Origin of the sequence: Paracoccus aestuarii, assembly GCF_028553885.1 — a bacterium.
In the GTDB taxonomy this organism is placed as follows: domain Bacteria; phylum Pseudomonadota; class Alphaproteobacteria; order Rhodobacterales; family Rhodobacteraceae; genus Paracoccus; species Paracoccus aestuarii.
In genome coordinates this window covers 1,419,811-1,438,652 of record NZ_CP067169.1, presented here as the reverse complement: position 1 = coordinate 1,438,652, position 18,842 = coordinate 1,419,811, and the positions used below count along the sequence as shown (strand labels likewise).

Genomic DNA, 18,842 nt, shown 5'->3' with positions numbered 1-18,842 from the left:
CCATTCAAGGGCCCGTGACCCGCGCCTTTTCCGGGGCGAGCGCGTCGGGCCTTGACGCGCCAGATGCCGCGCGGCAATCCAGAGGCGATGATGGACCTCCGCCCCGTAGCCCACCCGATCGGCAAGATCCTGACCGTGATCGGGGCGTTCATGCTGTTTCCGATGGCGGTCGACTGGTGGAACGGCGATCCGCATTGGGTGGTGTTCCTGCAATCGGCGGCGCTGACGATGATCGCGGGCACGCTGGTCGCGGTGGCGACGGCGGGGCGCTATGACCACCTGACGCTGCATCAGGCCTTTCTGCTGACATCGGGGATCTGGCTGATCCTGCCGCTGTTCGGGACGCTGCCGCTGATGCTGGGGGCGTCGGACGCCAATTTCACAGATGCCTTCTTCGAATCCATGTCGGGATTCACCACGACCGGCACGACCGCCCTGCCCCAGCTGGACGGGCTGGCCCGCGGCATCCACCTGTGGCGCGCGATCCTGCAATGGGCGGGCGGGCTGGGGATCGTCGTGGTGGCGATGGTCTTTCTGCCGGTGATGAAGGTCGGCGGAATGCAGTTCTTCCGATCCGAGGGGTTCGACACCTTGGGCAAGGTCCTGCCCCGCGCGGGCCAGATCGCGGGCGAGATGACCCAGCTCTACCTGATCCTGACCGGGGCCTGCGTCATCACCTATCTGCTGCTGGGGCTGAGCGGGTTCGACGCGATCGTGCATGCCCTGACGACGATCTCGACCGGCGGCTTCTCCAGCTATGATGCCAGCTTCGGGGCGTTCCTGGGGCCACCGGAATGGGCGGCCTGCCTGTTCATGATCCTGGCCTCGATCCCCTTCATCCGCATGGTCCAGCTGATGCGCGGCCAAGCGGCACCCCTGTGGCGCGACACCCAGGTCCGGGCCTATCTGCGATGGGTCTTCTATGCCTGCGCGATCATCGTGATCTATCGCCTGGCCTGGATGGGCCAGAGCGCCCATCCCGAGGAGATGCTGCGCGAGACGGTGTTCAACACCATATCGACCTTTTCGGGCACGGGGTTCGCATCGACCAACATGACCATGTGGGGGCATCTGCCGCTGACGGTGCTGATCATCGCGGGGCTGATCGGGGGCTGCACCGGGTCGACGGGCTGTTCGGTCAAGGTGTTCCGATACCTGGTCCTGTTCGAGGCGGTGGGCGCCCAGATCCGCCGGATGCATTCGCCGCACCGGATCTATCCGCTGCGCTATGACGGCCAGCCGCTGGACCAGGACGTGGTCGATTCGGTCATGGCCTTCTTCACGCTGTTCTTTCTGACCTTCGGGCTGCTGATCGTGGGGCTGTCGCTGACCGGGCTGCATCCGCGCACCGCCCTGACCGCCGCCTGGACCGCCATCGCCAATATCGGCCCGGTCTGGGGCCCCGAGATCACCGCCAACGGATCGGTGGCGGAGTTTCCGACCGCGGCCAAATGGCTGATGATCCTGGGCATGTTCCTGGGCCGGTTGGAACTGGTCTCGGTCCTGGTGCTGCTGCTGCCGCGGTTCTGGCGGCCCTAGTCCCCGGCCAGGCTGTCGCTGATCTGGGCCATCAGGCGGGCATGGGTCACCGGGTCGGATGCGGGCCAGATCAGCACCCAGCCCTCGGCCCGGCCCTCGCGCAGCCGCATCTCAGCCCCGCCCAGATGGTCGTCATTGCCGCCGCGCAGCGTCACATGGCCGCGCCGCACCTGCCGTTCGGGGCGCGGCACCCAGCCAAGCGCGGTGACCAGCCCCGCCATGTGCAGCATCTCGGCCTGATCGCCGGGGCGGCTAAAGAGGATCAGCGCCGCCCCCGACCCGTCCCGCGGGCCATAGATCGCCATGCCGTCCTGGACCCGGTCGAAGGCCAGGGCCCGCATCGGCGCCGTCAGGCGCAGGCCGGTGGCGGCATCCGTCAGCACCTCCAGCCCCTGATCCGCGGCCCAGGCCGCGCGGCGTTCCGACAGCAGCCGCAGTGCGCGGCCCGGATCGGTGGCGGCGCGGGCGGTCGCGATCTCGGCTTGGATGGCGGCGCGGGTCATCGGCCCGTCCAGCCCGTCGATCGGCCCCGGGTAATGGCCCGCCCATCGCAGGTCGCGCTGCGCCGCATCCAAGGGCGGCATGGGTTCGGGATCGCCCGGCGCGGGCAACTCGGGCGCCCCGCCCGCGTCCAGCGCGCGCCCCAGATCGCCGCGCGGGACGATGGCCGCATCGCCCGGCGCCAGCCCCGCCTGGACCAGGATCGGCAGCCAGGCCTCGGCCGCATCGGGTGCGACCGGGCCCAAGGCGATGGCAAAACCCTCCCCATCCGCCCAGAGCCCCGCCTCGGGCAGGTCCGCGCGGGCGGCCTCCAGCGCGGCGCGGGCCTCGTCCTCGGTCGCATGGGCGGTCAGGCGCAGCCAGACGCCCGGCGCGGGGGCGGCCTCCGGGGTGGCGCCGACCGGGGTCAGGGCGGTGCCGGGCGGCGGCAGGCTGACAAAGGCATCCGCAGGCACCCGCCCCGCCGCCTGCAGCTGGCCCAGCAGCGCCTCGGCCCGGGCGGCGGGCAAGGGGCCGATGGCGATGCCGGTCCAGCCCCCCTCCAGCGGCAGGGTCACGACGCCTTGGATCCGCATGGCCCAGTCCCGCGCGACATCGCCCGCCTGCGCGTCGGGCCGGGCCTCCAGCCGGATCACCGCATCCTGGGCCGACACCACCCCCGGCAAAGCCAGCGCCAGCGCCGTCAGCACCATCCTCGTCGCAGACATCCCGCCCCCGTCATCCGGGCCTTTATTGACCCTGTTCCGCCGCGCGCCTAGAAGACGCCGACGCATGCCCGATCTATGCAAAAGGATGGCCCGATGACCAGCCCCGACCGACCCCGCAGCTTTCAGGAGATCATCCTGCGCCTGCAAGGCTATTGGGCACAGCAAGGCTGCGCCGTCCTGCAGCCCTATGACATGGAGGTCGGCGCGGGCACCTTCCACCCGGCGACCACGCTGCGCGCGCTTGGCAGCCGCCCTTGGGCCGCGGCCTATGTCCAGCCGTCGCGCCGCCCCACCGACGGCCGCTATGGCGAGAACCCCAACCGGTTGCAGCATTACTACCAGTATCAGGTCATCATCAAACCCTCGCCCCCCGACCTGCAGGAGCTGTATCTGGGCAGCCTGCGCGCGATCGGGCTGGACCCGATGGTCCATGACGTGCGCTTCGTCGAGGATGACTGGGAATCCCCCACGCTCGGCGCGTGGGGCCTGGGCTGGGAGGTCTGGTGCGACGGCATGGAGGTCAGCCAGTTCACCTATTTCCAGCAGGTGGGCGGCCATGACTGCAAGCCCGTCAGCGGAGAGCTGACCTATGGGTTGGAGCGTCTGGCCATGTATGTGCTGGGCGTCGAACATGTCATGGACATGCCCTTCAACGACCCCGACGCGCCCATCCCGCTGCGCTATGGCGACATCTTCCGCCAGACCGAACAGGAATATTCGCGCTGGAACTTCGACCAGGCCGACACGGACACACTGTTCCAGCATTTCAAGGATGCCGAGGCCGAATGCGCCCGCATCCTGTCCGCCGATCCGACCGACAGCGCGGGCCGCGCCATTCCGATGGCGCATCCGGCCTATGACCAGGCGATCAAGGCCAGCCACATCTTCAACCTGCTGGATGCGCGCGGCGTCATCAGCGTGACCGAACGCCAGGCCTATATCGGCCGGGTGCGCGCGCTGTCCAAGGGCTGCGCCGATCTGTTCCTGACCACCGACGCCGCCGGGGCGCCAGCATGAATTGGGGCAAGGTCGCGATCATCGCCTTGGTCGGCGGCGGCATCGCCGCGGGCGCGGGCGTGTGGTACACGCAGGAATACGCCTTCTTCGACAGCATCGACCCCGCCAGCCCCGAGGCCGCGATCACCGTCCAGACGGCAGACGGCCCCGTCCCCCTGCCCCTGACCGGGTTCGAGGGGATCAACGCCGACAGCTCGCCCATCCGCTGGCGCATCTGCGGACGCGCCGAGGCGCTGCCTGAGGGCATGATCCCCGCGCCCGCCTCGCAGCCGCTGAACGGGCCGCGCTGGTTTTCCTGCTATGACGCGCCGCGGATCGGCGCCGACCTGCAATCGGGCGCCGCCACCGCCTGGCTGGCCCAGTCCGAGGTGCGCCCCGACGTGGACCGCATCCTGGCCGTCTATCCCGACGGGCGCGTCTATGGCTGGCACGAATATAACGAAAAGAACCCGGAACGCGGAGTGATGGACTGATGCCCGACCTTCTGATCGAGCTTTTCTCGGAGGAAATCCCCGCCCGCATGCAGGCCCGCGCCCGCGAGGATCTGCGGCGCATGGTCACCGACGGCCTGGTCGAGGCCGGGCTGACCTATGCATCCGCCGGCGCCTTCTCGACGCCCCGCCGCCTGGCCCTGACCGTCGAGGGCCTGACCGCCGCCAGCCCGACCACGCGCGAGGAACGTAAGGGCCCCCGCACCGACGCGCCCGAAAAGGCGCTGGAGGGGTTCCTGCGTTCGACCGGCCTGACCCGCGACCAGCTGGAGGCGCGCGACGACAAGAAGGGCCAGGTCTGGTTCGCCACCGTGACCAAGCCCGGCCGCCCCGCCGCCCAGATCGTGGCAGAGGTGCTCGACGCCACGATCCGCAATTTCCCTTGGCCCAAATCCATGCGGTGGGGGTCGGGGTCGCTGCGATGGGTGCGCCCGCTGCATTCGATCCTCTGCATCCTGTCGGATGAGGCCGGCGCGACCGTCGTGCCCCTGACCGTGGACGGCATTACCGCAGGCGACACCACCCGCGGCCACCGCTTCATGGCCCCCGATGCCTTCGCCGTCACCGGGTTCGAGGATTACGCCGCCAAGCTGCGCCGCGCCCGCGTCATGCTGGACGCCGAGGAACGCGCGTCCGAGATCCGGTCCCAGGCCGACAACCTGGCCTTCGCCCGCGGCTGGCGCATCGTGCCCGACGACGCCCTGCTGACCGAGGTCGCGGGCCTCGTCGAATGGCCCGTCCCCCTGATGGGCGTGATCGAGGACCGCTTCCTGGCCCTGCCCCCCGAGGTCCTGCAGACCTCGATGAAGGAGCATCAGAAGTTCTTCTCGGCCCAAAACCCCGCCACGGGCCGGATCGAAGGCTTCGTCACCGTCGCCAATATCGAGACCCCCGATGACGGCGCCACGATCCTGTCGGGCAACCAGCGCGTGCTGGCCGCCCGCCTCTCGGACGCCGCCTTCTTCTGGGAGAACGACCTGCGCGAGGCGACATCGGGCATGAAGGCGTGGGAGGACGGGCTGTCAGCGGTCACCTTCCACAACAAGCTGGGCAGCCAGGCCGACCGCGTGGCCCGCATCGCGGCGCTGGCCCGCGAGATCGCCCCCCTGGTCGGCGCAGACCCGGACCAGGCCGAACGCGCCGCGCGTCTGGCGAAACTGGACCTGCGCTCGGCCATGGTGGGCGAGTTCCCCGAGCTGCAGGGCACCATGGGCCGCTACTACGCGCTGGAGGCCGGAGAGACTGACGCCGTCGCCGACGCCGCCCGCGATCATTACAAACCCCTTGGCCCCTCCGACGAGGTCCCCACCGCCCCCGTCTCGGTCGCCGTGGCGCTGGCCGACAAGATCGACACGCTGACAGGGTTCTGGGCGATCGACGAGAAGCCCACCGGGTCCAAGGATCCGTTCGCCCTTCGACGTGCGGCGTTGGGGGTGATCCGCCTCTCTCTGAAGAACATGCTCACCGTTTCCATGCGCACACCTCTGCGCAACGGTCTCATGGCCTCATTTGCGCAAAGCATACGCGCTGCTGTGGAAGAACATGATGACGCTACTGAACGAGCGTGGCAAACGATAGGTGGCCAAGGCGCGGCCTACGCGAAAAAGCTGTATTCAGATGCAGTAGATAAGAAGTTCAATGAGATTGACTGGGAGGGCATTCTCGAGGGTGCCAAGAAAAGCGGTAAGCTAGAGCAGGCAATAGACCGTCGTCCGGGGAGGTATCTCAATGATTACATTACCGACCTCCTCTCCTTCCTCCACGACCGCCTCAAGGTCCATCTGCGCGAGCAGGGCATTCGGCATGACATCATCGACGCGGTGCTGGCGCAGGAGGGGAATGACGACCTCGTGCGCGTGGTGGCGCGCGCCACGGCGCTGAACGCGATGCTGGCGACGGATGACGGGCGGAACCTGACCCAGGGCCTCAAGCGCGCCGGCAACATCCTGGCCCAGGCCGAGGAGAAGGACGGCGTCGAATACAGCTTCGGCGCAGACCCCAAATTCGCCGAGACCGACGAGGAACGGGCGCTGTTTGCCGCGCTGGACCGCGCCGATCCGGCGATCCGCGCGGCGATGAAGGCCGAGGACTACCCCGCCGCCATCACCGCCATCGCCGCGCTGCGCGCGCCCATCGACGCCTTCTTCGAGGCGGTGCAGGTCAACAGCGACAACCAGATCCTGCGCCGCAACCGCCTGAACCTGCTGTCGCGCATCCGCGACGCGGGCCGCCAGATCGCGGATTTCACCCGCATCGAGGGCTGAATATTGGAACGTCACAGCGTCTCTTTAATAGGTTAAGGATCCGTTCATTCCCGTTGCGCTACGTGATTCACGGCCCTGGAAGCGGAGAGGCTCTATGAGCTACTCCCCGACTCTTGGACAGTTTCCGGTGTGATTTAAGCTACTGCCTGCACCTGGTGATCGGTTTCGATGGTGTTGAAGTAGACCACGGCGGGCGGTTGACCCCCATGGGCGGGGGGAGGCCGCTGGTGATTGTAAAAGGTGATCCAGCGGCCGATGCCAGCTTTTGCCTGTGACCCGGTCTCCCAGGCATGGAGATAGACGCACTCATACGTCAGGGAGCGCCAGAGACGTTCGATGAAGATGTTGTCGAGACAGCGGCCCTTGCCGCCCATCGAGATCCGGGTGCCGATCCGTTTCAGCCGGTCGGTTCAGGCAAAGGACGTGAGCTGCGATCCTTGATCGGTATTCATGATCTCGGACGGGCCGAACTTGTGGATCGCCTCGTTCAGCGCGTCGACGCAGAAGTCGGCCGCAAGCGTGTTCGATATTCGCCAGGTCAGAACCTTGCGCGTGAACCAATCCATGATGGCGACCAAATAGAGAAAGCCCTTCTGCATCGGCAAATAGGTGATGTCGGCGCACCAGGCCTGGTTGGGCCGGTCCACCCGCAGCCCGCCCAGCAGGCAGGGGTAGATTTTGTGCCCCCTCGCTGGACGGCTGGTGTCGGGCTTTTGATAGATCGGCAGTGAGGAGGTTCAGAAAACGGTCCGGTGGACCGTTTTCCCGACGAACGCGCATGAGGCGCATCAGTCGCCGGATGCGTTTCTGGGTCACAGCATGACCCTCGTTCTGCAGGTGCTACGTCATCTGCCGCACGCCAGAGAACGGGGTATCCAGGAACTGCTTGTCGGTCAGCAACATGAGGTCGAGGTTCACCGCCGTTTCGCCCTGCGGCGCGTAATAGAACGATGACCGCAAGATCGACAGCAGGTGGCATTGCGCCCCGACCGACAGGCTCGGCTGGTTCTTCTCGATTATGGCACGCCTCACTTGCCGATCCAGGGCTTGAGCTTTCGCGACAAAAAACCGTTGGCGACCGCCTTCGCCATTGGGTTCGGACCGATGGCGCCTCGATGGCTCAGTCCCCGATCTTCGCATGACGCGACCGCACCGTATCCTCATCGATCTCGGGGTCCTTCTTGCCGCCCCGCTCGAAGATCTCTGCCGCGCCGTCCAGCAAAGCGCTCGCCATTGTCCTTGAACCAATGGCGGACTATGGCTCGCTCCATTGATGGATCATCGTCGGATGCACGCCGTATTCGGCGGCCAGTTCTGACACTGTGCGCTCGCCCTCCAGAGCCTCCAGCGCCACGCGGGCCTTGAACCCCGCATCATGGTTCCTGCGTTTCCTCACGTCCTGATCTCCTCGCTCTTGGAGACCAGAGGACGTCAGATCGTAGCTTCCGTTACTGTCCGATTCTCGGGAAGTAGCTCAGCCATAACGGGTTGCGACGCGCCTCCAGTCCTTCAGACGCCCGAACATGATTTCGATGCGGTTACGCCTTTTGTAACGCCGCTAGGCTCCAGACTCATTGAGTTTCACAGCCAGAACAAGACGGTTGCGGCGAGCATGATCGCTGAGAAGAACGTTTCCGGGCAGCGGTCATAACGGGTTGCGACGCGCCTCCAGTCCTTCAGACGTCCGAACATGATTTCGATGCGGTTACGCCTTTTGTAACGCCGCTTGTCGTATTTGACGGCCTTCTTGCGGGACCTCCGTCCGGGGATGCAAACCTTTATCCCCTTGTCTTTCAAAGCGTCTCTGAACCAGTCAGCGTCGTAGCCCCTGTCGGCCAGAAGCCACTCAGCCTTCGGCAGGCTGCCCAGCAGCGCCGCCGCGCCGGTGTAATCGCTAACCTGGCCGGCCGACATGAAGAACCCGATCGGCCGCCCCTTCGCATCGGCGACAGCGTGCAACTTGGTGTTCATACCGCCTTTGGTGCGCCCGATCTGGCGCCCGCGCCCCCCTTTTTCACCCCAAGGCTCGAGGCCGTGCGGTGTGCCTTGAGATAGGTCGCGTCATTCATGATCGTCTTGTGCTCGGCGCTCTCGGCGGCAAGGCCGACCATGATCCGGGCAAAAACCTCGCTATCGCTCCAGCGCTTCCAGCGGTTGTAGAGGGTTTTGGCCGGGCCGTATTCCTTCGGCGCGTCACACCACCGCAACCCATTACGATTGATGAAAATTATGCCGCTGAGGACGCGACGATCATCGACCCGGGGCTTGCCATGGCACTTGGGAAAGAACGGTTTCAGACGCTCCATTTGGGCGTCGCTCAGCCAGTAAAGATTACTCATCGATCAGGTCTCCTTGAGGAGCATGAATCATGCAAAGACCGTAAGATCAATGGGTCTGGAGCCTAGACTGAGGCCTCTGGAAAGCATGCGAATGCGCCTCCGTCGAGGAGCGTTATCTCGCACTTTAAACGCTTTGTTAACTTCGTGCCGATAGCATTTGGCGAAGGAATGAGGGTTAAAATGGTTGCAGTTGCCTATTCGGTCGCTTTCCAAGGCATTGAGGCACGTCTGGTCGAGGTGCAATGTGCCGTCGCCGCCGGATTGCCCGGGTTCTCGATCGTAGGCCTCCCCGATAAGGCTGTCAGCGAAGCGCGCGAGCGGGTTCGCGCGGCCTTTGCTGCCTTGGCGATAGCATTGCCGAACAAGCGGGTGACGGTGAACCTTTCGCCGGCGGATCTTCCGAAGGAGGGCTCGCATTTCGACCTGCCCATCGCCTTGGCGGTTCTGGCCGCGCTGGATGTCGTCCCGCGGGATGAAGTCGCGCGCTGCGTGGCGCTTGGCGAACTGGCGCTGGACGGGCGGCTGGTCGCGGTATCGGGGGCGCTGCCCGCGGCCGTTGCTGCGGCGGACGAGGATCGGACGCTGATCTGCCCCCGGGCTTGCGGCCCGGAGGCGGCCTGGATCGAGCAGGTCACGGTCCTGGCCCCGGACACCTTGCGCGCGGTGATCGAACATTTGACCGACCGACATCCGATTGCCCCCGCACGCCCCGGGGCCATCGTGGATGACGGGCCGGTTGCGCCCTGTCTATCCGAGCTGCATGGGCAGGAACGCGCAAAGCGTGCGATGGAGGTTGCCGCGGCCGGGCGCCACCATTTGCTGCTGGTCGGACCGGCGGGGTCTGGAAAATCCAGCCTGTCCGCCTGCATGCCGGGCCTGATGCCGCCTTTGACCGCGCGCGAGGCGTTGGAGACTTCGATGGTGCATTCGGTTGCGGGGCTGCTGAAGAACGGCCGCATCTCGCGCAGCGCACCCTTTCAGCGGCCGCATCACACGGCCTCGTCACCCGCTGTCGTTGGTGGCGGACCCAAAGCCCGGCCGGGCGAGATCAGCTTGGCCCATAATGGCGTGCTGTTTCTGGACGAATTGCCGGAATTCGACCGCAAGGTGCTGGAAAGCCTGCGCCAGCCCGTCGAGACGGGCGAGGTTTTCGTTTCGCGCGCCAATGCGCATATCCGCTATCCCTGCCGGTTCCTGCTGATGGCGGCGGCCAATCCCTGCCGGTGTGGACATCTGGCGGATCCTGCACAGGCCTGCTCGCGCGCGCCCCTGTGCGGCGAGGCCTATATGGGCCGCATTTCGGGGCCATTGATGGACCGTTTCGACCTGCGGCTGGACGTGCCCGCAGTGCAGACCGGACGTATGGATGGCGGCCCCACGGGAGACAGCTCGAAGGTCGTGGCCGAACGGGTCGCCCGTGCAAGGCAGGTCCAGGCCGAACGCTATCGCGACCATGAGGGGATCAGCGTGAATGCAGACGCCCCGCCGCCGCTGCTGGAGGAGGTCGCCGCGCTGGATCGCGAGGGGCGCGAGACGATCCAGCGCGCGGCCGAACGGTTCAGCTTGTCCGCGCGCGGCTATCACCGCGTGTTGCGCACGGCACGGACGATTGCGGATCTGGGCGGCTCGGCCACGGTGCGTGGCGTTCACCTGCGCGAGGCCCTCAGCTATCGGCTGCCGCAGCTGACGGCGGCCTGATCCGACGCGCGTTCCTTGCGGCAGGGGCGCCGGACCGCTATCTGGGGGGCGGAAGCGGTCGGGGGCGTGATGCAGGGCAAGCGGATATTGTTGATCGTCGGCGGCGGCATCGCGGCCGTCAAGGTCCCGGCCCTGGTGCGGCTGATCCGCGGCGCGGGGGCCGCCGTCACGCCGGTCCTGACGGCCGCGGGGGCCCAGTTCACGACGCCCATGTCGCTCTCTGTTTTGGCGGGCGAGCCGGTCCATGACACGCTGTGGGATCGCAATGCCGAGGCCGAGATCGGCCATATCCAGCTGTCGCGCCGGGCCGATCTGGTCGTGGTGGCCCCCGCCACCGCCGATCTGATGGCGCGGATGGCGCAGGGGCAGGCGAATGACCTGGCCTCGACCCTGCTGCTGGCCACCGACAAGCGGGTGCTGATCGCGCCTGCGATGAACGTGCGGATGTGGGACCATCCCGCGACCCGGCGCAACCTGGCCCTGCTGCGCGGCGACGGCGTCATGGTCGTGGGCCCGGACGAGGGCGACATGGCCTGCGGCGAATACGGCCCGGGCCGCATGGCCGAGCCCGAGGCGATCCTGGCGGCGATCCGCGCCGCCCTGGGCACCGGGCCGCTGGCGGGTCGGCATGTCATCGTCACCTCGGGGCCCACGCATGAGCCGATCGACCCGGTGCGCTATATCGCCAACCGTTCATCGGGGGCGCAGGGGGCGGCGATCGCGGCGGCCTTGCGCGATCTGGGCGCGCGGGTCAGCTTCGTCACCGGCCCCGCGACCGTGCCCGCGCCCGATGGCGTCACCGTGATCCCGGTCGAGACCGCCGCCCAGATGCGCGCGGCGGTCGAGGCCGCCTTGCCCGCCGATGCCGCCGTCATGGCCGCCGCCGTCGCCGATTGGCGCGTCGAGAACGGCAGCGACCAGAAGATCAAGAAGACCGGCGCGCTGCCTGTCCTGCATATGGCCGAGAACCCGGACATCCTGGCCTGGATCAGCCGCGACGCGCGCCGCCCGCGCCTGGTCGTGGGCTTTGCCGCCGAGACTCAGGACGTCACCGCCCATGCCACCGCCAAGCGCGCCCGCAAGGGCTGCGACTGGATCGTGGCGAATGATGTCAGCCCCGCCACCGGCATCATGGGCGGCAGCCACAACACCGTCACCCTGATCACCGGGACCGGCCCCGAGGATTGGCCCCGCATGGACAAGCATGCCGTCGCCGCCCGCCTGGCCGCCCGCATCGCCGAGGCCATCGCATGAGGACCTATCTGGACTGGAACGCCACCACGCCCCTGCGCCCGGAGGTCAAGGCCGCCATCATCGAGGCGCTGGAGATCGGCGGCAATCCCTCATCCGTCCATACCGAGGGGCGGGCCGCCAAGATGGCCCTGGAACGCGCGCGGGAGGAGATCGCGACCGCCTTGGGGGCCGAGGGGGCGGATCTGGTCTTCACCTCGGGCGCGACCGAGGCGGCGGCGATGGTGCTGGGACAGGGCGGGTTCCATTGCGCGCCGGTCGAACATAGCGCGGTCAAGGTCTGGTGCGATCCCGACCTGCCCGTGGACCGCGACGGGATCGTGACCGTGACGGACCCCGCCCGGACCAGCCTGCAGCTGGCCAATAACGAGACCGGCGTGATGCAGACCCTGCCGCAGGGGCTGCATTCCAGCGACCTGACCCAGGCCTTTGGCAAGGTGCCCATGGCCTTCAACTGGCTGGGCGTCACGGCGGGCTTCGTCAGCGCGCATAAGCTGGGCGGGCCCAAGGGGATCGGCGCGCTGGTCCTGAAAAAGGGCACCGACATCGCGCCGCTGATTCGCGGCGGCGGCCAGGAACAGGGCCGGCGCGCAGGGACCGAGAACCTGATCGGCATCCTGGCCTTCGCCGCCGCCGCCACCGCCGCCCAGAGGGAGCTGGAGGCCGGCCTCTGGGACGAGGTCCGCGCGCGCCGCGACGCGCTGGAGGCCCGGCTGACGGACATCGCGCCGGAGGCGGTCATCGTGGGAAAGAACGCGCCCCGCTTGCCGAACACGACCTGCCTTCTTACATCGGGCTGGAAGGGCGAAACTCAGGTCATGCAGATGGACCTGGCCGGATTTGCGATCTCGGCCGGGTCGGCCTGTTCGTCGGGCAAGGTCCGCGCCAGCGGGGCCTTGCAGGCGATGGGGTTTGACGATCAGGTTTCGCAATCGGCGATCCGGATTTCGATAAGCCCGGCTTTGGGCGACGATCAGATCAACCGATTTGCGGATGCTTGGGAAAAAGCGTATTCACGCTGGCGCGACAGGAATGGTGCGTGATCACGCACCACCGAGGAAGGATAGAGGATGACGGCAACCACCGATCTTGACGTGCGCGAAGGCGTCGACCGCGAAACGGTCGAGACCGTGCAGAACATGGGCAGCTACAAATATGGCTGGGACACCGAGATCGAGATGGAATACGCCCCCAAGGGGCTGAACGAGGATATCGTCCGTCTGATCTCGAAGAAGAACGACGAGCCGGAATGGATGACCGACTGGCGGCTGGAGGCCTATCGCCGGTGGGTCACCATGACCGAGCCGCGTTGGGCGATGCTGAACTATCCCGAGATCGACTATCAGGACCAGTATTATTACGCGCGTCCGAAAAGCATGGAGGTCAAGCCCAAGTCCCTGGACGAGGTCGACCCCAAGCTGCTGGCCACCTATGAGAAGCTGGGCATCCCGCTGCGCGAGCAGATGATCCTGGCAGGCGTCGAGGGCGCCGAGGGTGCGCCCGCCGAGGGGCGCAAGGTCGCCGTGGACGCGGTCTTCGACAGCGTCAGCGTCGGCACGACCTTCAAGGATGAGCTGGCCAAGGCCGGCGTGATCTTCTGTTCGATCAGCGAGGCGATCCGCGAGCATCCCGAGCTGGTGAAGAAGTACCTGGGCAGCGTCGTGCCGCAATCGGATAATTATTTCGCGACGCTGAACAGCGCGGTGTTTTCGGATGGCAGCTTCGTCTACATCCCCGAAGGCGTGCGCTGCCCGATGGAGCTGTCCACCTATTTCCGCATCAATGCGGAGAATACCGGCCAGTTCGAGCGCACGCTGATCGTCGCCGAAAAGGGCAGCTATGTCAGCTATCTGGAGGGCTGCACCGCGCCCAAGCGCGACACCAACCAGCTGCATGCCGCTGTCGTGGAGATCGTCATCCTTGAGGATGCCGAGGTGAAATACTCGACCGTTCAGAACTGGTTCCCCGGCGACGAGGACGGCAAGGGCGGCATCTATAATTTCGTGACCAAGCGCGCCGATTGCCGGGGCGACCGGGCCAAGGTGATGTGGACGCAGGTCGAGACCGGGTCGGCGATCACCTGGAAATACCCGTCCTGCATCCTGCGCGGCAATGAATCGCAGGGCGAGTTCTATTCGATCGCCATCGCGAACAACCACCAGCAGGCCGATACCGGCACCAAGATGATCCATCTGGGCAAGAACACCCGCTCGCGGATCGTGTCCAAGGGGATTTCCGCGGGCCATGCGCAGAACACCTATCGCGGGCAGGTCTCGATGCATCCGCGGGCGACGAACAGCCGGAACTACACGCAGTGCGACAGCCTGCTGATCGGCGACAAATGCGGCGCCCATACCGTGCCCTATATCGAGGTCAAGAATACCAGTAGCCGGGTCGAGCATGAGGCGACGACCAGCAAGGTCGATGACGATCAGCTGTTCTACTGCCGCTCGCGCGGGATGGACGAGGAAGAGGCCGTGGCGCTGGTCGTGAACGGTTTCTGCCGCGAAGTCCTGCAGGCCCTGCCGATGGAATTCGCGATGGAGGCGCAGAGCCTGGTCGCCATCTCGCTGGAAGGGTCCGTGGGCTGACCGCCCGCACCGCCACCCAATTCGGCGCCCCGGGGCGCCATCGCCGTTTGAGGAAAAGATGCTGAAAATCAAAAACCTGCATGTGAAACTTGAGGAAGAGGACAAGCAGATCCTGAAGGGTCTGACGCTGGAGGTCCCCGCCGGAGAGGTCCATGCCATCATGGGCCCCAACGGGTCGGGCAAATCCACCCTGTCCTATGTCCTGTCGGGCCGCGACGGCTATGAGGTGACCGAGGGCGAGGCGACGCTGGACGGCACCAGCCTGCTGGACATGGAGCCCGAGGAGCGCGCCGCCGCGGGCCTGTTCCTGGCCTTCCAGTATCCGGTCGAGATCCCGGGCGTCGGCAACATGACCTTCCTGCGCACCGCCGTGAACGCGCAGCGCAAGGCGCGCGGCGAGGAGGAGCTGTCCGCGGGCGAGTTCCTCAAGGTCGTGCGCGCCAAGGCCGCCGAGCTGCAAATCAGCCCCGACATGCTGAAGCGCCCGGTCAATGTGGGCTTTTCCGGCGGCGAGAAGAAGCGCAACGAGATCCTGCAGATGGCCATGCTGGAGCCGCGCATGTGCATCATGGACGAGACCGACAGCGGTCTGGACGTGGACGCCATGCGCCTGGTCAGCGACGGCGTGAACGCGCTGCGCGATGCGGGCCGCAGCTTTCTGGTCATCACCCATTACCAGCGCCTGCTGAACCACATCCAGCCGGACGTGGTCCACATCATGTCCAATGGCCGCATCATCAAGTCCGGCGGCCCGGAACTGGCGCTGGAGGTCGAGGAGAACGGCTACGGCGATCTGCTGGCGGAGGCCGGCTGATGTCCGAGAGCGCCGTTCAGGATATCCTGACCCCCGACGTGCAAGGGAAGGCCAAGCCCAAGGGCGCGCTGGATGCGCGTCTGGAGGCCTTGGACATGCCCGCCGGTCTGCGCGACGCACGCGGGGCCGCCCATCAGCGCCTGACCGCGATGGGCCTGCCCGGCCCGCGCGACGAATACTGGCGCTATACCGATCCGCGCCCCTTCAACGCGGCCACGCCTGCGCCGAAGCCGTTGGACGATGACGCGCCCTCAATCCTGTTCTCGGAGCTGGACGCGTTGCGGCTGGTCTTCGTGGACGGGGTGTTCGACGCCGAGGCCTCGGACCCGCTGCAGCTGGAGGGGGCCGAGATCGGCACCCTGGCCGATGCGCAGGGGGGCTGGGCCGCCGGTCTCTACGGCACGCTGGAGGAGGCCGGGCAGTCGCCCGTCGCGCGCCCCTTTGCGGTGCTGAACACTGCCTATGCCCGTGACGGCCTGCTGATCCGGGTGACCGGCACGCCCGCGCGTCCGATCCACGTGATCCACCGTCGCGGCTCGGCCGAGGCCGACGCGATCTGGCACCATGTCATCCGCGTCGAGGAAGGCGCGGCCCTGACCCTGCTGGAGACCGGCAAGACCGGCGCGCGGTCCAATGCCGTGATCGAGGCCGATCTGGCCCCGGGCGCCAAGCTGCACCTGATCTCGTCCAAGCGGGCGGGCGATCCGCTGGTGGGCCAGTCGCACATCTTTGCGCGGGTCGACCGCGAGGCCCAGTTCAAGGCCTTTGCCCTGGCCGTCGGCGGGCGCATCATGCGCCACGAGGCGGTGATCGACATGGTCGGCGATGATGCGGTGGCCCATGTGGCCGCGGCGGTGCTGGGCGACGGCCATGACGGGCCGTTCCATCACGACGACACGGTCTTCGTGACCCATGGGGCGCTGCGCGGCGAAAGCCGCCAGGTCTTCAAGAAGGTGCTGAAGAACGGCGCCACTGGCGTGTTCCAGGGCAAGATCCTGGTCAAGCCCGGCGCGCAAAAGACCGACGGCTATCAGATCAGCCAGGCGCTGCTTCTGGACGAGGCCAGCCAGTTCCTGGCCAAGCCCGAGCTGGAGATCTATGCCGATGACGTGAAATGCTCGCATGGCTCGACCACCGGGGCGATCGACGAGGATGCGCTGTTCTATCTGCGCTCGCGCGGGGTGCCGCGTGACCGGGCGATCGTCTTTCTGGTCCTGTCCTTCCTGGCCGACGCCCTGCAGGAGGTCGAGGACGAGGGTCTGCGCGACGAGATCAACGAACGGCTGGAAGCGTGGCTGACAAGACACCCCGCGCAATAGGTCCCGCGCGCGGCGGCATGGTGCTGCGCGTGCTGGAAAGCTGGTGGGCCCCGCGCCGGGTGGTGCGGGGCCTTTCCGGCATGCCCGACCGGGTGATGCTGGTCGTGCTGCTGCTGGCCATGCTGATCACGCTGATCGCGCAGGCGCCGGGCCATGCCCGCGCGGCGGAGCTGGACCCCTCGATCCCGCTGAACGCGCGCATCGGGGGTGCGGTGATGGGCACCATGTTCATGATGCCGCTGCTGGCCTATGGGGTGGCGGCGCTGGTGGGGGCGCTGTCCCGGCTGACACCGTGGCGCCTGACGGGGCGGGCCTCGCGGCTGGCGCTGTTCTGGGCGCTGCTGGCGGCGGCGCCGGCAGTCCTGCTGGCCGGGCTGGTGGCGGGGCTGATCGGCCCGTCCCCGGCCCTGACCCTGACCCGCGCGATCGCGGGCCTGGGCTTCCTGTTCATCTGGGCCGCCGGGATCGCGGCATTGGCGAGGCGCGCATGACGACCGACGACTTCAAGGCGCTGGTGCGCCAGACCTTCCGCAACCCCGAGGATGCCGCCCGCTGGCTGATCGCCCAGAACTGGCCGATGCAGGCCCGCTGGATGGCGCTGGTGACCGCGGTGTCGATCTCGGGGGTGCTGGCCTATCTGTCGGTCCAGCTGTTCCCCATCCCCGAGGGCGAGACGCCGATGCTGCCTTTGGGCCAGCAGCCCCTGGTCCTGGCCGGCATGCAGCTTTTCGCCATCATCGTCGGCGCCGGTCTGATGGCCGGGGTGGGGCGGATGTTCGGCGGCCATGGCCGGTTCGAGGACGCGCTGCTGCTGGCCGTCTGGATCGAGGTCATGCTGCTGATCGTGCAGGTGCTGCAGATCGTCTTTACCCTGATCCTGCCGCCCTTGGCGGGGATGCTGGGCATCCTGGCCATTGCGCTGTTCCTGTGGCTGACCGTCCAGTTCACCAAGGCGCTGCACGGCTTCACCAGCGCGCCCAAGATCCTGCTGGTGATGTTCGCCACGCTGATGGTGATGGGCTTCGTGCTGTCCTTCTTCATGGCCGGTCTGGGCCTCATGCCGGAGATGCCGCAATGAGTTTCGACGTCAACGCCGTCCGCGCCGATTTCCCGATCCTGTCCACCCAGGTGAACGGCCGCCCGCTGGTCTATCTGGACAACGGCGCCAGCGCGCAGAAACCCCGCTGCGTGATCGAGGCGATCACCTGCGCCTATGAGGGCGAATACGCCAATGTCCACCGGGGCCTGCATTACCTGTCGAATCTGGCCACCGACAATTACGAACGCGTCCGCGGCACCATCGCGCGTTTCCTGAACGCCCCGCACGAGGATGAGGTGATCTTCACCTCCGGCTCGACCGAGGCGCTGAACATGGTCAGCTACGGATGGGCCGCGCCGCGCCTTCAGGCGGGGGACGAGATCCTGCTGACCCTGATGGAGCATCACGCCAATATCGTGCCGTGGCATTTCCTGCGCGAACGGCAGGGCGTGGTCCTGAACTGGGTCGAACCCGAGGCCGATGGCAGCCTGCCACCCGAAAAGGTGCTGGCCGCGATCACCCCGCGCACGAAGATGATCGCCGTCACCCATATGTCGAACGTGACCGGCACGGTCGTGGACATCGCGGGCATCCGGGCGGGGACCGACCTGCCGCTGGTCGTGGACGGGTCGCAGGCGGCGGTGCATATGCCGGTGGACCTCTCGACGCTCGGGGCGGATTTCTACTGCATCACCGGGCACAAGCTCTATGGTCCCTCGGGCTCCGGCGCGATCTGGGTCCGGCGCGAGCGTCAGGCCGAGATGCGGCCCTTCCTGGGCGGGGGCGACATGATCCGCACGGTCGGCCGCGATCAGGTCACCTATAATGACGGCCCGCTGCGCTTCGAGGCGGGCACGCCCGGCATCGTCAACCAGATCGGCCTGGGCGTGGCGCTGGAATACCTGATGGATCTGGGGATGGAGAACATCGCCGCCCATGAACGGTCCCTGCGCGACTATGCCCGCGACCGGCTGCGCGCCCTGAACTGGCTGCAGATCCAGGGGGACGCAGCCGACAAGGGCGCGATCTTTTCCATGACGATGGAGGGAGCCCATGCGCATGACATCTCGACCATCCTCGACAAGAAGGGGATCGCGGTGCGCGCCGGCACCCATTGCGCCATGCCGTTGATGGAGCATCTGGGCGTCCCCGCCAGCGCGCGGGCCAGTTTCGCGATGTACAACACGCAGGCAGAAGTGGACGCGCTGATCGAAGGATTGACCTTCTGCCGGGAACTTTTCGCCTGAATCTTGCAAAGATTCGGGCGCATGC

General features: G+C 66.9%; 15 protein-coding genes and 2 pseudogenes. 13 read left to right on the top strand and 4 right to left on the bottom strand.

Annotation, left to right across the window (positions count from 1 at the left end; genetic code table 11):
• The first annotated feature begins 87 nt into the window (after positions 1–87).
• Positions 88–1,539: a TrkH family potassium uptake protein gene (locus JHW48_RS07370; protein ID WP_272835832.1), complete on the top strand. Its 1,452-nt coding sequence runs from the start codon at positions 88–90 to the stop codon at positions 1,537–1,539.
• On the opposite strand, the gene JHW48_RS07365 is transcribed toward JHW48_RS07370, so the two are convergent.
• Entirely contained in the window at positions 1,536–2,747 is a 1,212-nt protein-coding gene (locus JHW48_RS07365; RefSeq protein ID WP_147388103.1) for a peptidoglycan-binding domain-containing protein, read from the bottom strand. The two genes, JHW48_RS07370 and JHW48_RS07365, sit on opposite strands and share 4 nt — an antisense overlap.
• A gap of 93 nt (positions 2,748–2,840) precedes the next feature.
• On the opposite strand from JHW48_RS07365, the gene JHW48_RS07360 reads away from it, so the two are divergent.
• From JHW48_RS07360 to glyS, 3 genes are read left to right on the top strand one after another with little or no spacing between them, the layout of a single operon-like run.
• On the top strand, positions 2,841–3,764 hold the full coding sequence (locus JHW48_RS07360; RefSeq protein ID WP_119886482.1) for a glycine--tRNA ligase subunit alpha: 924 nt from the start codon (positions 2,841–2,843) through the stop codon (positions 3,762–3,764).
• The gene (locus JHW48_RS07355; protein WP_119886483.1) at positions 3,761–4,237 is read left to right on the top strand and encodes a DUF6446 family protein; all 477 of its coding nucleotides are present in this window, start codon (positions 3,761–3,763) and stop codon (positions 4,235–4,237) included. Before JHW48_RS07360 ends, JHW48_RS07355 begins: the two co-directional genes overlap by 4 nt.
• Positions 4,237–6,519 carry a glycine--tRNA ligase subunit beta gene (glyS, locus tag JHW48_RS07350; protein ID WP_119886484.1) on the top strand — a complete coding sequence of 761 codons (2,283 nt, stop codon included), beginning with the start codon at positions 4,237–4,239 and terminating at the stop codon, positions 6,517–6,519. The genes JHW48_RS07355 and glyS overlap by 1 nt, the downstream gene beginning before the upstream one ends.
• Positions 6,520–6,653: 134 nt before the next feature.
• Here the strand turns inward: glyS and JHW48_RS07345 are convergent.
• From JHW48_RS07345 to JHW48_RS07335, 3 genes and pseudogenes are all read right to left on the bottom strand, one after another.
• Positions 6,654–7,915: pseudogene (locus JHW48_RS07345) on the bottom strand (IS3 family transposase).
• An 84-nt stretch (positions 7,916–7,999) separates the two neighbouring features.
• A pseudogene (locus JHW48_RS07340) lies at positions 8,000–8,077 on the bottom strand (IS5/IS1182 family transposase); the annotation flags it as partial.
• A 23-nt stretch (positions 8,078–8,100) separates the two neighbouring features.
• A protein-coding gene (locus JHW48_RS07335) for an IS5 family transposase (RefSeq protein WP_119886485.1) occupies positions 8,101–8,858 on the bottom strand; the annotation gives its coding sequence in 2 pieces (ribosomal slippage) (positions 8,101–8,534 and positions 8,534–8,858; 759 coding nt in all).
• Positions 8,859–9,038: 180 nt separating this feature from the next.
• Between JHW48_RS07335 and JHW48_RS07330 the strand changes: the two genes are divergently transcribed.
• The 9 genes from JHW48_RS07330 (at position 9,039) to JHW48_RS07290 (ending at position 18,817) form a co-directional block, all read left to right on the top strand.
• Positions 9,039–10,556, top strand: coding sequence for a YifB family Mg chelatase-like AAA ATPase (locus JHW48_RS07330; RefSeq protein WP_119886486.1), 1,518 nt, complete (start codon positions 9,039–9,041; stop codon positions 10,554–10,556).
• A 66-nt stretch (positions 10,557–10,622) separates the two neighbouring features.
• Complete coding sequence (gene coaBC, locus JHW48_RS07325) at positions 10,623–11,810, top strand: bifunctional phosphopantothenoylcysteine decarboxylase/phosphopantothenate--cysteine ligase CoaBC (protein WP_119886487.1); 1,188 nt, start codon at positions 10,623–10,625, stop codon at positions 11,808–11,810.
• Positions 11,807–12,850 (top strand): cysteine desulfurase family protein, encoded by a 1,044-nt coding sequence (locus JHW48_RS07320; RefSeq protein WP_119886488.1) that lies wholly within the window; start codon positions 11,807–11,809, stop codon positions 12,848–12,850. The genes coaBC and JHW48_RS07320 overlap by 4 nt, the downstream gene beginning before the upstream one ends.
• A gap of 27 nt (positions 12,851–12,877) precedes the next feature.
• Positions 12,878–14,398 (top strand): Fe-S cluster assembly protein SufB, encoded by a 1,521-nt coding sequence (gene sufB, locus JHW48_RS07315; protein ID WP_119886489.1) that lies wholly within the window; start codon positions 12,878–12,880, stop codon positions 14,396–14,398.
• A gap of 58 nt (positions 14,399–14,456) precedes the next feature.
• Positions 14,457–15,212 (top strand): Fe-S cluster assembly ATPase SufC, encoded by a 756-nt coding sequence (gene sufC, locus JHW48_RS07310; protein WP_119886490.1) that lies wholly within the window; start codon positions 14,457–14,459, stop codon positions 15,210–15,212.
• On the top strand, positions 15,212–16,531 hold the full coding sequence (locus tag JHW48_RS07305) for a SufB/SufD family protein (protein WP_119886491.1): 1,320 nt from the start codon (positions 15,212–15,214) through the stop codon (positions 16,529–16,531). The genes sufC and JHW48_RS07305 overlap by 1 nt, the downstream gene beginning before the upstream one ends.
• Complete coding sequence (locus JHW48_RS07300) at positions 16,504–17,022, top strand: hypothetical protein (protein WP_240637863.1); 519 nt, start codon at positions 16,504–16,506, stop codon at positions 17,020–17,022. The genes JHW48_RS07305 and JHW48_RS07300 overlap by 28 nt, the downstream gene beginning before the upstream one ends.
• Positions 17,019–17,609 carry a Yip1 family protein gene (locus JHW48_RS07295; protein ID WP_119886493.1) on the top strand — a complete coding sequence of 197 codons (591 nt, stop codon included), beginning with the start codon at positions 17,019–17,021 and terminating at the stop codon, positions 17,607–17,609. The genes JHW48_RS07300 and JHW48_RS07295 overlap by 4 nt, the downstream gene beginning before the upstream one ends.
• A complete protein-coding gene (locus JHW48_RS07290; protein ID WP_119886494.1) occupies positions 17,606–18,817 on the top strand; it encodes an aminotransferase class V-fold PLP-dependent enzyme in 1,212 nt (403 codons plus the stop codon). Before JHW48_RS07295 ends, JHW48_RS07290 begins: the two co-directional genes overlap by 4 nt.
• The last annotated feature ends 25 nt before the right edge of the window (positions 18,818–18,842 follow it).